Origin of the sequence: Mesorhizobium sp. M0621, from assembly GCF_040320745.1 — a bacterium.
GTDB lineage: Bacteria > Pseudomonadota > Alphaproteobacteria > Rhizobiales > Rhizobiaceae > Mesorhizobium.
Genome location: NZ_JAMYQF010000005.1, coordinates 91,554 through 103,594 on the forward strand (window position 1 = coordinate 91,554; position 12,041 = coordinate 103,594).

A 12,041-nucleotide genomic window follows, 5' to 3' on the forward strand; every position below is an offset into this window, starting at 1 on the left:
CAGAGGCGTCAGGTTCGACAAGCCTGCCGCCCCTGTCCGTCAAGATTTCGGTTGCCCGCAGCGGCATCATCGAGAAAACTGCGACGGGCTGATGGATGCCTGCTGCAGAGGAATTACCGCGATGGTCACCCGAGGTTTCTCTTCAGGACGGCGCCCGCCAACCGATGACGATGCGCGCATACCGCCCGGCCAATATCTCGAACAGGGTTTTCCGGTCCTGTCGGCCGGTCCGACGCCGAGCGTGCGCACACAGGATTGGTCGTTCACGCTGAAGCATGGGCCACGGCCGATCAAGAAATGGACCTGGGCCGAATTCAACACACTGCCGTTGACCAAGATGACACGCGACATCCATTGCGTGACCGCATGGACCAAGTTCGACACGCCGTGGCAGGGCGTGCTGGTCGACGATATCCTTGCCGACGCGGGTTTGGAGCCGCCGACCGGCTTCACGCTGGCGCACGCGTTCGACGGTTACACCACCAATGTGCCGGTCAAGGATCTCACCGCCGGCAAGGCCATGGTGGCGCTGCTTTACGAAGGCAAGCCGATCACGCCGGATCACGGTGGCCCGGCAAGGCTGCTGGTGCCGCACCTCTATTTCTGGAAGTCGGCCAAATGGCTGAACGGCCTGCAATTCACGACGCGCGACGAACCCGGTTTCTGGGAATTGCGCGGCTACCACATCTATGGCGACCCGTGGCGCGAACAGCGCTATACGGACGATCCATGAGCGATGCGGCAGCAGTGCAGTCGCCCTGGCAGACAGCCGGGATTGTCCGCATCGAAAAGCGCACGCCGCGCGTCACCAGCTTCTTTTTCCTGCCGTCGCGGCCGTTTGCCTATCGCGCCGGGCAGCATGTCGATGTCAGGCTGACGGCGCCGGACGGCTATCAGGTACGCCGCTCCTACTCCATTGCCTCCGCGCCCGAGATTGACGGCGTGATCGAGTTGGCGATCGAGAAGCTCGACGATGGAGAGGTTTCGCCATTCTTCCACGAGGTCGCGGCGGTTGGCGACGAGGTCGAACTGCGCGGGCCGCTCGGCGGGCATTTCGTCTGGCCCGATGGGGAGAGTGGGCCGCTTGTGCTGATCGGCGGCGGTTCGGGCGTCGTACCCTTGATGTCGATGATCCGTCATCGCGCCGCGCGCAATTCGCCGGTCCCCGTTGTCCTGGTCTTTTCAGCCCGGGTCTGGGACGAAGTGATCTTTCGCGGCGAACTGATCGGCCTTGACGACCGCAGGGACGGCTTCGACCTCGTGCTGACGCTGACACGCGAAGCCGCCCGGCGCCCGGCCGATTATGCGCGGCGGGTGGACGTCGCGATGATGGTGCAAGCGATGGCGCGGCTGCCCGAGCCGCCAGGCATCGCCTTCGTCTGCGGCTCCAACGCTTTCGTGTCAGCCGCCGCCCAGGCGCTGATCGATGCCGGCGTCGCAGCGGAAGTCATTCGCACCGAACGCTACGGGGTCTGAGGAGTCCTATAGAGATCGCGCTCTCAGCCAATAGGCGAGAAGTGCGCCGACAGCAGCTGGAAAGGCAAGGCTCCATAAGCAGCCACCGTGGCGTCGTCGTTCCATTCGCGAAACTGACGCGACGGTCGCGCTTCGAGCGTCAGGTCATTCCGTGCGCCGTCGAGCGTCACCCTTCCACGAAAATACAGCACGCGTTCCTTGCCGGATCGGCTGATGGCCATGGCGCGCAGCCGAGCGATATGGCCATCACCGGCATTGATTTCCATTTCGATGCGGCGCCGGACAGGCGGAACACTGATTCTCACGACGATAGCAAGCATCATGTCGCCCGTCATCGGCGGGCAGGCGATGGCTTGCGAAAACGTCAAAGGCATCGGTGCGGCTTGCGGGTTGCGCGCGGCTGGCCTGCCACGCCAAGGTTTGGCGTGGGGCTTCTGCTGCAACCGGCCCTTCTTGCGCTTCAGGCGCAATTGCTTGGCAAGTCCGCGCGACAGCCGGACAAGGGTGCCGAAATCCGTGCGCGGCTTGGCTTGCAAAATCGACGACCAACGCGACAGGCCAGCCCTATCAGCCATCGCGAAGATTTTGGCCAACGTCGGCCCCGGCACGGAAACGCCGATCTCAAACACCAGGTAGGACAATGCCACTGCCGCCGGAACGGCCAGACCGCGTCTGCCGACGATGTCGAGGAAAACATCCCAGTCGACGTCTCCGCCACGGATGGCGACGGCACAATCGACAAGCCAGTCGCTGTGGGTGTGGGCGTCGAGGCCGCCATGGGCGATGGCCAAGGCCATGCGGTCGGCCGGCGACGGCACGAAGACCGCGACACCGCTGAATTCGGCCGGGATCGCTCGCTGCCAGATCGCCAGATCGTCTTCCGGGCTCATCTGCGAGCCGTCATAGCCGAGCTGATGCAGGTCGATGTCGCCGAAACGACCCTTGAAAAAGTTCATCGACCGCAGCGACGCCAATCGGGTTCGCAGATATTGCGCACTGACGCCCGAGGCGATCTGCCAGTCGCGATCGCGCAGGATGTCGAACACGGCAGCCATGTCGCGCGGGCGCACCAGTATATCGATGTCGTGGGCCACCCGACCACGCTGTGCCGAGGCGTCCACCGCAACGCGGCTGGCGCCCTTGATCAACATGATATCGGCGCCGCCGTCGACCATCGCCTTCAGCACCGGCTCTGCTTCGCGCATCGCCATCCGTGACTTCGTCCACAGCATCTTCTGCAGGCCGACGAGGCGCGGATGGGCGGAATGGCCAGCCAACCTCCTTCCGAACCTGTCGGAGATGGCAGCGAGCAACCGGTGTTCTCTAAACGAGACAAGCTCGATGTCGTTCTCATCCAGCCAGCGCTCGGCGCAGCCGGCGGCTGCGTCTTCATCGGCGAACAGGGCTGCCTTGAGCAACTGGTCGAGCTGGCCGGTCGGCCAGGACCAACCATAGTCCGGAAAGCGACGGCCGATACGGCGAACCGGCCCGGCTTTCAACTCGAGCCCGCCTTGTTCTGGGCTCGCCGCTGCATGGCGAGCCTTGCCACCTGGAGATAGCCGCGGTCGCGTTCCGGATCCCGGCCATGGGAAAGGCTGCCCGGCCTGATGCGGCGCAATGCAAGCACGTCGTCGAGCATGGCAAGGACAAAGCCTGCCTCACGAGCCCGGGCGATCCAGTCGATCATCTCACCGCGCCCGCCTGCTTGGTCGATGACTGGCCCGACGGCCTCGGCAACCGTGCGGCGGATCATCATGGTCGTCCGCAACCAGCCGGGCACCGTCGCTGCCTCGGGTGCGTCGGGTCGGTCGTTGCGGAAATTCCGCAGGTGACAGAAAACCCCGGATGTCGCGGGAGATCCGTCGAAAAATGCTATCTGCCTTTCGATCTTATTAGGCAGCCACAGATCGTCTGCGTCCAGCGTCGCGATAAGCGGCGTCGAGAGTGCCGCAATGCCACGGGTCGTAGCACTGCCGGGTCCCGCATTGTCCTGGCGTAGGAGTTGCATCTGGAGATCAATGCCGTCGATCGCCGAAGCAAGATCGTCGGTCGAGCCGTCGTCGACGATCACGACCATTTCGGGTCGCACCGTCTGGGCCGCGACCGACCGCAACGTCTCGGAGATCGTACCGCTTGCGTTGAAGGCCGGAATGACGACGCCGTATCCGCTCATCACATGAAATGCCAGTCAGCGAGATCCCTGAGATCGAAGATACCTTCGATTCGACGCAGGGACGGATCTGCCTTGCGGCGATTCATCGACTTGTGAATAGCGCGCATGAATTCACGCGACTGGACATCGGTTTGGCGGGTCATGTTGCCAGGATGACGTCTGTAGTAGAGGGCCACGGTCTCCGGCATCGCATGTCTTGGCCTGCTTTCGAAGGTGCGCAGCAGGTAGTCGGTATCCTCGGCTTGGTTGAAGGCCTCGTCGAAGCAACCGATACGCTCGACAAGCCTGCGCGAAAAGATCGCCGCCGACAAATGGATGCCGCGAACCGTAACGCTGTGGCTGTCGGCGGCCGGCTCAAGGCGGTCGTCGTCGATCTTGTCGACAAGCATCATTCTTGAATAGGTGAGGTCCAGGTCCGGATCGTTCCTGAACAGTCCGAGATCGGTCGCGAACCGTCCGCATGGGGAAATATCGTCCGAATCGAGAAAGGATACCAATTCCGTTTCCGGCTTGATCAGACTAAGCCCGACGTTGCGCGTGCGGGTCACACCAAGATTGGGCTGTTGGAAGAGGCGGATGCACGGGTTCTCGTCCATCACCGAGCGCACAGCTTCCGCCGATCCGTCGGTCGACCCGTCATCGACGACGATGATGTCGAGATCGGCAGCGTCGCGTTGCCTCAGCAGCGAGCGCAGGGCCGGGCCTACAAAGGCTTCGCGGTTGTAGACCGGCATGATCACGCTCAGCCTCATAGGCGGCTCCACGACCGTTCGCGGCTTGGCTGATGCGGCACGATTGTGTGCAGCATCATAGCATCTGCCAATCAGCGGGACTCTTCAGTTCGAAGATTCCCTGGACATCTCGCAGCGAAGGGTCGGCCTTGCGCCGTCGCATCGACTTATGAATTGCACGCAAATTGTTGCGAACCCTGCCGCCATGCTCCTTGGTAACATTCCCGGCGTGCCGTCGATAGTAGATCGCGACGGCGTCCATCAGTTCGCAGTTCGGTCCCGTTTCGAAAACGCGCAGCAGATAATCAGTATCCTCGGCCTGCTCGAAATCCTCATCGAACTGGCCCGTCCGGTCGATAAGCTGCCTTTTGAACAGGGCCGCACTCAGCGAAATTCCGCGCAGTGTCATCGTGCGGCTGTCGGGTGTCGGTTCCAGCCGCTCGTCGTCAATCCGGTCTGCCAGGGTTATCAGGGAATAGGTCAGCTCCAGGTCGAAATCGGCTTTGAAGCGCGCAAGATCTGCCTTGAACCGCCCGGCCAGCGAGATGTCGTCAGAATCCAGAAAGGACACAAACGCGGCGTCCGGCGGCAGTTGCCGCAGCCCGGCATTGCGCGCCTTGGCGATGCCCATGTTGGATTGCTGGAACAGGCGGATGCAGGGTGTCTCGCGCATCATCGAGCGCACGGCTTCAACTGAGGCGTCGGTCGAGCCGTCATCGATGACGATGATGTCGAGATCAGCGGCGTCGCGCTGCCGCACCAGCGAGCGCAATGCCGAAACGACATAGCGCTCGCGATTGTAGACAGGCATTATCACGCTCAGTTTCACGAAGCGCCCCGCGCGAGAAAGTCCGCAATTGTGCCGGCTATCTCCCGGGGCTGCGTACCCAGCGACAGACGGTAGCATGGCAGCAGGCGCGTCAGGTCGCCGAAGAAGCGAAAACCGCTTTCCCGCTCGCCCGGCATCTGCGCTATGCCAGATGGAGCCAAGGCAATCATGGCATCTTTGCGCGACACCGGCACGATCGAACTTACCTCGCCACCACCGATATGTGGCACCACCAGCGCAACGATGTCCAGAGTTTCAGGCACCGGCTCAGGCGCAATCTCACCAATGTGAAAGGTGTGCTTGCCTTGCCAGTTGAGCGGACCATGCGCCGGCAGCCGTTGCTTCAGCCCAAGCCGTGCAAATCCCTGGGGATCCTGTTTGAGTGTTGAAAACAGCGGGCGGGCAGTCACGCCGTCGGCGAGGTCGATCAGCACATAATCATCGCCGACGCTGTCCAGCCCGTTGAGGAGGCCGGCAGCGACAGTCCCGGATTTCCCTGCGCCGCCCGCGCCCGCCAGCAGCACGCCCTTGCCGTTGGCGCCGAGCGTGCCTGCATGGGCAAGGCGCGTGCCGCGTGCCGCATATTCCCAATGCAGGAAAGCCCGCAACGGTGCTCCCGGCTCCCATGGTGGAAAAGCTTCGGCCGAGGCCATCAACTGAACGCCAACGCGACGTTGCGGATCATAGAACTGCCAGAAGTCGAGATCGTGAAAGTGATGGCCACGCAACCCGGCCTCGGCAAGCCGCTTGGCAAAGCCGTGCTCGGTGAAATGCGCGTCGGCCCACTTGGCTGGGTCGGGGATACCAGCGACGCCCGGATGCACGATGAAAATGCGGCAACGGGACGTTTCCGGCTGATCATCCCGAGTCTCGAGAAAAGCATGGCTGAGTGCATCCGCCAGCGCGCCGGGGCTGAGATGCGCGCTAAGCTCAAGCCGGGGAAGGTTGATCCTACGCACGACTGAATTGTACGCGGCCGTGCGTTCAGCGGCGGCAATGAGATACCGGGCGTAGTCCGGCAAGATTTCGAGAGTGACGCGCGATATGGTCAGGTCCAGTGTCCCTCTCTGGCGTGCAACCAGTCGCCCGTCAGGATGTCTGCTTTATCGCCGGCCAGCCAACGGGTTCCTCGACTTCATGGATAGGATCCACGATGATGAGGTCGGCAAGGTCGTCGTGAACGCTCACAGCGAGCGACTCGGTTGTGGCGGCAAGGTCGGCGAGCAGTTCGCCAGGCAGCGGCAGCGGTGGCGCATCCAGGCGAACCAGGAGCCCCAGTTCAAGCAATTGCGATACGAAACCTTCGAGTTCATCTGGGCCAATCGTCCTGGCGCCAACGGTCAGCCCGACCAGAGCCTGGGCATCGACGCCGGACGATAGCGCCTGCCAAATCCTGCTGCCCGAATCGGAAAATCCGAAATACTTCCCGTTCGAAAGATCGAGCACGACGGCTTCGCCGTCGAAAGATTCAAAGACAATATCCTTGCTCGAAATTGCGTAGACATCGGTACGACGCATTTGTCTTGGCCCCCGCAGCCGCGCGAGCAGTCGCCGGTCGGCGCGGTCGCTCAGCCTATAACGCCTGTAAACACTCGATTCTTGCTTGGCAAGCCAACGTGCGCCAGCGGCTCCAAGCCGATCACGCCTCGATTTCGAGCGCCGAAAGCGGTTTTGAGCAACAGGCGAGGATAAAGCCGTCGTCGATCTCGTGATCGAGGATGCCGCCATTGTGGCTCATCTCGACGGCGCCCGTGACCTTCTTCACCTTGCAGGTGCCGCACAGGCCGAACTCGCATGCGGCGGGAATCCGCACGCCGGAGGCCCGCGCGGTCTGCAGCACGGTCTGCCCGGTGACGCATTCGGCGTCGACATCCGAAAGCGCGAAACGGATCGGCGTCGCGGCTTCGACGACAACGGCAGCACCGTCTCCCGCAGGCGACGCGAACGGAGCCGGGACCTCCTCCACCACAGGCGCCGCAAAGCTCTCCTGATGGTATTTCGTCATGTCGAAGCCGGCGGCGTCGAGCATACCGCGCACGGCACGCATGAAGGGATCGGGCCCGCAGCAGAAGATTTCGCGCTCGCGGAAATCGGGCGCCAGCAATGGCAGCCGAATGGCGTCGATGCGGCCCATATGGCCGAACCAGCCCTCGCGGCTCGACCGCTCCTCGATCATGAAGCCGAGCGACAGGCCGGGCATCCGGCTGCCGAGCAGTTCAAGTTCCTTGCGGAAGATGATCTCTTCCGGACGGCGCGCGCAGTTGACGAAGCCGACATCGGTCCATGGCGCACAGTCGTTCAGCCAGCGCAGCATCGACATCATCGGCGTCACGCCGGAACCGGCGGAGATGAACAGATATTTCGCCGCCGGGTGGCTGTGCAGCGAAAAGTCGCCGGTCGGCCCGTAAGCCTTGACGTGCGATCCGGGCGTCAGATGGTCGAACATCCAGCGCGTGCCGATGCTGCCGGCCTGCGCCTTCACCGTCACCGCGATCGAGAACGGCCGCGATGGCGAGGACGACAGCGTGTAGGTGCGCATCAGCGGCCCGTCGGCGGCCGGCAGTTCCAGCGTCAAGAACTGGCCCGGCTTGTAGCGGAACCAGGTCTGGTTGTCGGAGCGGAAGGTGAAGGTCTTGACGTCAGGCGCCTCGTCGCTGACGCCGATCACCTCCAGCACCTGCAGCCGGTCGTTCCAGGGCGTCATCTGGTCGAGATGGCGATAGAGGCCAAGATCCGTCACCGCATTCATCCTCTTGTCTCTTTTGTTTTGTGCATGATCCAAAGCCTAGGCGACGCTGCGCAGGGCCGGCCGACCGCCTTCCGCGAGGCGCGGGCCGATGAACGACGCGTACCATTCGACGAACTGGATCACGCCACCCTCATGCAGCTCCGAATAGGGGCCTGGTTCATAGGCGGGCGACAGGATGCCGAAGGCGTTTTCCTCGACGATGCGGCGGTCCTGGTCGTTGGTCTCGGTCCAGACATGGGTGAGATCTTTGATGGTGTAGTCGACCCCCTCGACCGCATCCTTGTGCACCAGCCACTTCGTCGTCACCGCCGTTTCCGTGGCGCTGATCGGCAACACCCGGAACGTCACCGCGTGATCGATGAGGATGTGGTTCCAGGTCGTCGGGTAGTGATAGTGCATCAAGGTGCCGATCCGGTCGGCGGAGACAGTGTCGGAGAGGTTCTTCTCCACCGCCCGCTTGCCGGTCATGGTGTAGCTGACGGCATCGCGCAGCAACGGCGCGCGGGTGGCGCGGTACTGTCCGGCCGGATCGATGCGAAATTTGCTCGGCAGGCCTGATGCCTCGCACTTAGCCCAATGCGCGACCATTTCGGGGTCGCTGTCGGCGCCGTTGACGCCGGTTACGGTCGGCGCTTCGGGGAAGGTCTTGCACAGCTCGGGATGATTGGCGACACAGTGATAGCACTCGCGATTGTTTTCCCAGACCAGCTTCCAGTTGCCCTTCTCGATGATCGTGCTCTCGAAGGCGATCTTTGCTTCGCGCAACCGGTGCGGCAAAAGATAAGGTTCGATCATCGCCCGCATCGGCGCGAAATCGGCGGGCTCCCTGGCAAGGCAGATGAAGATGTAGCCGCCGACGCTCTCGCAGGCGACTGGCTTCAGGCTGAACTCACTCTTGTCGAAACCGTCGGCCATCTGGCGGGCAAACAGCAGGCGGCCGTCGAGCTCATAGGTCCACTGGTGATAGGGGCAGACGAGCTTTGCCGCCGTACCCCTCTCGGTATTGCAGACGCGGCTGCCGCGGTGGCGGCAGGAATTGTGGAAGGCGTTGATCTTGCCTTGCTGATCGCGGACAAGGACGACCGGATAGTCGCCGATCTGCACGGTGATGTAGCTGCCCGGCTTCGGCAGTTCGCAATCGTGGCCGATGAACAGCCAATCGCGATACCAGATCAGCTCCATATCGAGCTTGAAGTAGTCCGGATCGGTATAGAAGGGCTGTTCTAGCGAAAAGCCTTGCCGGCGGCTGTTCAAGAGCCTCAGCATGTCGTTGCGAGTTTCCATGTCCTGTCCTCGTTTCTAAGGACTGAACTGGTGGTGACGGAGGAAGGATTGGACACAGGCCGGCGATGCGCCGGACATGCACTATCCACCTCTTGACCGCCCACCGCGATCAGTCGAGTTCAATGATCTCGGGCTGGTTTCCGGGCTCTGGAGTTGTCCTTGCGGACCATCGCGACACCTTCCCAGGCAGTTGCCCAGTGGTCTCCCGTTGCGACTTGAACTCCACCACCGTTGCGGGGGCAGCGCCGGATTCTGACCGGCTTCCCAATTCTCCGCCTCGTCGTCACGAAGTGGCACCTGAGATGATATGATCTAACCACGATCGCGGACGCGCCATCGGCATGAAAACGACATCGTATCCATGCGGCGCGACACGGATGCGAAACGTTCCGAGGCGGCCATTTCCCATTTGCAATCTCCTCGAAACCGACCCCTCACTCGGGGTCAAAAAAGTTAACAGTTTCGAAAAGTGACTATTAGCTCTTTCTAAAATCGAACCGAACGGTTCGTTTCTGTTGACGGTGCGTGCAGGACGGTGTGAACGCTGGGCCCTCGAAACAGTTGGTGATCAAGCGGGCGGTTTTACTTAAATCATTGAAAAATATAAGTAAAAAGTGGCGCGTAGAAGCCCTTGGCACAATTTCAAGTGGCGGACTCATGGTCCACACGAAACAACTTCGTGATTGGAAAAGGCGAGGATGCCCTCCCACATCGGGGCTGTCCGAACGACGCGATTTCTTCCCAAGACACGCCGCTAGACGGACGGGAAAAATACTGGAGTACACAAAATGAAAAAGATCATTCTCACTGCCGCCGCCCTTCTGGCGATTTCCGGCAGCGCCTTCGCTAATGGTAGCGACCACTACGGTTCGAACGCCGCGGCAGCCACTGCTGTCGACAGCTCGTCCACGGCTTCGGTCAAGAAGTCGGAACCGGCTGCTCAGACGCCTGCCCAGGGCAGCGACCGTAATCTCTTCGGCAACAACTAAAAGCCGATTACCGGCAGACGGCGGGCTTGCCCGTCGCCCTGGCAAAATTCAAAAATCAGGAGACTTGAAATGAAGAAGATCCTTATTGCCGCCGCCGCCGTTCTGGCCATCACCGGCAGTGCCTTCGCCGGCAGCGACAATTTTGGCTCCAATGGCGCCAACCAGCCTGCCACCACCGCCACCGACAGCTCGTACACGGCTTCCACCCAGAAGTCGGAGCCGGCCACGCAGGCGCCTGTCAACCATGGCAGCGACCGCAATCTGTTCGGCAACAACTAACATCCGACCAAACCAACATCAGACATCGATGCGGCGGGTTAACCCGCCGCATCGAATTCGAAAATACGGAGTATCAAAAATGAAGAAGATTGTTCTTACTGCCGCCGCTGTTCTGATTGCCGCCGGCAGCGCCTATGCCCGCAACGACAACGTTGGCGGAACCGACATCAACAAGCAGGCGACCGTCAACGTCGACACTTCGCACACGGGCTCGATCCGCAAGAGCGAATCGCCTGTCTACAAGCTGCTCAATTCGTCGGGCGATGTACCGAAGTCAGCCCCTCAGGGCAGCGATCGGAATCTCTTCGGCCGCTAACAGCCGAAGCTGATCTTCACAAAAAGAGCAGCGGGCCCTAGCCCGCCGCTCTTTCATGTTGTCGACGCATAATCTAATCCTGCCTCGTCTCAAGCCGCCTTCGCTTCCGCTTCGTGAAGGGCGAAGGACCGCCCGTCCGTATCGAAGATGTGAAGGTCTTCGCCATTGGCGCTCAGCCGCAATGTCGAGCCGCGCTTGACTTCGACATTGCCAGGCAGCTTGGTCACCAACGGCAGGTCGGCGCGGCCGATGTCGACATAGACAAGCTGAACCTCGCCGAGCTGCTCGACATAGTCGACCGTCCCTTCGAACAGATAGTCCGCACCGCTGGCGATGATCAAATCCTCCGGCCGCACGCCGAAGCTCACCGCGGCACCCTTTGCCGAAGCAGGCGTCGTGATCGGCACGGTTGCCTTGCGCCCGCCAACATGGCTGACGACGGTCGGATTTCCGGTCTTGTCGATGGTCGCGGGCAAGATGTTCATGGCCGGCGAGCCGATGAACTGGGCGACGAACAGATTGCCGGGCTTCTTGTAGAGATCCATCGGCGTGCCGACCTGTTCGATATGGCCGTCCTTGAGCACCACGATGCGGTCGGCCAGCGTCATCGCCTCGACCTGGTCGTGGGTGACGTAGATCATGGTCGTGGCGGGCATCGATTCCTTGAGCTTGGCGATCTCGATACGGGTGGCAACGCGAAGTGCGGCGTCGAGGTTCGACAGCGGCTCGTCGAACAAGAACACCTTCGGGTTGCGCACGATGGCGCGGCCGATGGCGACGCGCTGGCGCTGTCCGCCCGACATCGCCTTGGGCAAGCGGTCGAGATATTTCGTCAACTGCAGGATTTCCGCCGCCTGGCGCACGCGCCGGTCGATCTCGGCCTTGTTCTCCTTCCCGATCTTCATCGAGAACGCCATGTTGTCGTAGACGGTCATGTGCGGGTAGAGCGCGTAGGACTGGAACACCATGGCGATGCCCCGTTTCGAAGGCGGCACGTCGTTCACGACCTCGCCGGCTATTCTGAGTTCGCCGGAGGTGATTTCCTCGAGCCCGGCGATCGACCTCAGCAATGTCGACTTGCCGCAGCCCGACGGGCCGACAAAGACGATGAATTCGCCCGACTTGATATCGAGGTCGATGCCGTGGAGAATGTTCAGATTGCCGTAGGACTTCTTCACTTGCCTTAGCGTGACATCGGCCATTGGTTTCCTCCAG

Annotated in this window: 14 protein-coding genes and 1 riboswitch; of the genes, 5 read left to right on the forward strand and 9 right to left on the reverse strand. The window is 61.6% G+C overall.

Translation table 11 applies throughout. The annotated features are described in order from the left end of the window. Window positions 1-121: 121 nt before the first annotated feature. Both NKI38_RS05455 and NKI38_RS05460 read left to right on the forward strand, forming a co-directional pair. The gene (locus NKI38_RS05455; protein ID WP_352655422.1) at window positions 122-733 is read left to right on the forward strand and encodes a molybdopterin-dependent oxidoreductase; all 612 of its coding nucleotides are present in this window, start codon (window positions 122-124) and stop codon (window positions 731-733) included. Then, window positions 730-1,476, forward strand: coding sequence for a ferredoxin reductase (locus NKI38_RS05460; protein ID WP_352655423.1), 747 nt, complete (start codon window positions 730-732; stop codon window positions 1,474-1,476). Before NKI38_RS05455 ends, NKI38_RS05460 begins: the two co-directional genes overlap by 4 nt. A gap of 23 nt (window positions 1,477-1,499) precedes the next feature. Here the strand turns inward: NKI38_RS05460 and NKI38_RS05465 are convergent, their stop codons facing one another. The 8 genes from NKI38_RS05465 to NKI38_RS05500 all read right to left on the reverse strand — a co-directional run bounded on the left by NKI38_RS05465 (window position 1,500) and on the right by NKI38_RS05500 (window position 9,242). Next, complete coding sequence (locus NKI38_RS05465) at window positions 1,500-2,975, reverse strand: nucleotidyltransferase family protein (RefSeq protein ID WP_352655425.1); 1,476 nt, start codon at window positions 2,973-2,975, stop codon at window positions 1,500-1,502. After that, window positions 2,972-3,649, reverse strand: coding sequence for a glycosyltransferase family 2 protein (locus NKI38_RS05470; RefSeq protein WP_352655427.1), 678 nt, complete (start codon window positions 3,647-3,649; stop codon window positions 2,972-2,974). The genes NKI38_RS05465 and NKI38_RS05470 overlap by 4 nt, the downstream gene beginning before the upstream one ends. Then, a complete protein-coding gene (locus NKI38_RS05475; RefSeq protein WP_352655429.1) occupies window positions 3,649-4,401 on the reverse strand; it encodes a glycosyltransferase family 2 protein in 753 nt (250 codons plus the stop codon). The genes NKI38_RS05470 and NKI38_RS05475 overlap by 1 nt, the downstream gene beginning before the upstream one ends. 55 nt (window positions 4,402-4,456) lie before the next feature. Next, on the reverse strand, window positions 4,457-5,209 hold the full coding sequence (locus tag NKI38_RS05480; RefSeq protein WP_352655431.1) for a glycosyltransferase family 2 protein: 753 nt from the start codon (window positions 5,207-5,209) through the stop codon (window positions 4,457-4,459). Continuing rightward, entirely contained in the window at window positions 5,206-6,168 is a 963-nt protein-coding gene (locus NKI38_RS05485; RefSeq protein WP_352655433.1) for a serine kinase, read from the reverse strand. Before NKI38_RS05485 ends, NKI38_RS05480 begins: the two co-directional genes overlap by 4 nt. A gap of 130 nt (window positions 6,169-6,298) precedes the next feature. Continuing rightward, a complete protein-coding gene (locus tag NKI38_RS05490) occupies window positions 6,299-6,937 on the reverse strand; it encodes a PqqD family peptide modification chaperone (protein ID WP_352655435.1) in 639 nt (212 codons plus the stop codon). Next, the gene (locus NKI38_RS05495) at window positions 6,849-7,958 is read right to left on the reverse strand and encodes an FAD-binding oxidoreductase (RefSeq protein WP_352655437.1); all 1,110 of its coding nucleotides are present in this window, start codon (window positions 7,956-7,958) and stop codon (window positions 6,849-6,851) included. Before NKI38_RS05495 ends, NKI38_RS05490 begins: the two co-directional genes overlap by 89 nt. A 36-nt stretch (window positions 7,959-7,994) precedes the next feature. After that, window positions 7,995-9,242, reverse strand: a complete 1,248-nt coding sequence (locus NKI38_RS05500; RefSeq protein ID WP_352655439.1) for an aromatic ring-hydroxylating oxygenase subunit alpha — start codon at window positions 9,240-9,242, stop codon at window positions 7,995-7,997. 114 nt (window positions 9,243-9,356) lie between these two features. After that, a riboswitch (cobalamin riboswitch) is annotated at window positions 9,357-9,558 on the reverse strand. A gap of 472 nt (window positions 9,559-10,030) precedes the next feature. Here NKI38_RS05500 and NKI38_RS05505 point away from each other — a divergent pair. From NKI38_RS05505 to NKI38_RS05515, 3 genes are all read left to right on the forward strand, one after another. After that, window positions 10,031-10,231, forward strand: a complete 201-nt coding sequence (locus tag NKI38_RS05505; protein ID WP_352655441.1) for a DUF680 domain-containing protein — start codon at window positions 10,031-10,033, stop codon at window positions 10,229-10,231. Window positions 10,232-10,300: 69 nt separating this feature from the next. Next, a complete protein-coding gene (locus tag NKI38_RS05510) occupies window positions 10,301-10,510 on the forward strand; it encodes a DUF680 domain-containing protein (protein ID WP_352655442.1) in 210 nt (69 codons plus the stop codon). A gap of 79 nt (window positions 10,511-10,589) precedes the next feature. Next, entirely contained in the window at window positions 10,590-10,826 is a 237-nt protein-coding gene (locus NKI38_RS05515) for a DUF680 domain-containing protein (protein ID WP_352655444.1), read from the forward strand. Between the two features lie 89 nt (window positions 10,827-10,915). Here the strand turns inward: NKI38_RS05515 and NKI38_RS05520 are convergent, their stop codons facing one another. Further along, on the reverse strand, window positions 10,916-12,028 hold the full coding sequence (locus NKI38_RS05520; RefSeq protein WP_352628294.1) for an ABC transporter ATP-binding protein: 1,113 nt from the start codon (window positions 12,026-12,028) through the stop codon (window positions 10,916-10,918). Window positions 12,029-12,041 lie beyond the last annotated feature (13 nt).

Excerpts from the sequence above, each read along its gene's own strand:
- NKI38_RS05455 (WP_352655422.1), top strand. The coding sequence starts at position 122 with ATGGTCACCCGAGGTTTCTCTTCAGGACGGCGCCCGCCAACCGATGAC.
- NKI38_RS05460 (WP_352655423.1), top strand. The coding sequence starts at position 730 with ATGAGCGATGCGGCAGCAGTGCAGTCGCCCTGGCAGACAGCCGGGATT.
- NKI38_RS05470 (WP_352655427.1), bottom strand. The coding sequence starts at position 3,649 with ATGAGCGGATACGGCGTCGTCATTCCGGCCTTCAACGCAAGCGGTACG.
- NKI38_RS05475 (WP_352655429.1), bottom strand. The coding sequence starts at position 4,401 with ATGAGGCTGAGCGTGATCATGCCGGTCTACAACCGCGAAGCCTTTGTA.
- NKI38_RS05490 (WP_352655435.1), bottom strand. The coding sequence starts at position 6,937 with ATGGCGGCATCCTCGATCACGAGATCGACGACGGCTTTATCCTCGCCT.
- NKI38_RS05495 (WP_352655437.1), bottom strand. The coding sequence starts at position 7,958 with ATGAATGCGGTGACGGATCTTGGCCTCTATCGCCATCTCGACCAGATG.
- NKI38_RS05500 (WP_352655439.1), bottom strand. The coding sequence starts at position 9,242 with ATGGAAACTCGCAACGACATGCTGAGGCTCTTGAACAGCCGCCGGCAA.
- NKI38_RS05505 (WP_352655441.1), top strand. The coding sequence starts at position 10,031 with ATGAAAAAGATCATTCTCACTGCCGCCGCCCTTCTGGCGATTTCCGGC.
- NKI38_RS05510 (WP_352655442.1), top strand. The coding sequence starts at position 10,301 with ATGAAGAAGATCCTTATTGCCGCCGCCGCCGTTCTGGCCATCACCGGC.
- NKI38_RS05515 (WP_352655444.1), top strand. The coding sequence starts at position 10,590 with ATGAAGAAGATTGTTCTTACTGCCGCCGCTGTTCTGATTGCCGCCGGC.
- NKI38_RS05520 (WP_352628294.1), bottom strand. The coding sequence starts at position 12,028 with ATGGCCGATGTCACGCTAAGGCAAGTGAAGAAGTCCTACGGCAATCTG.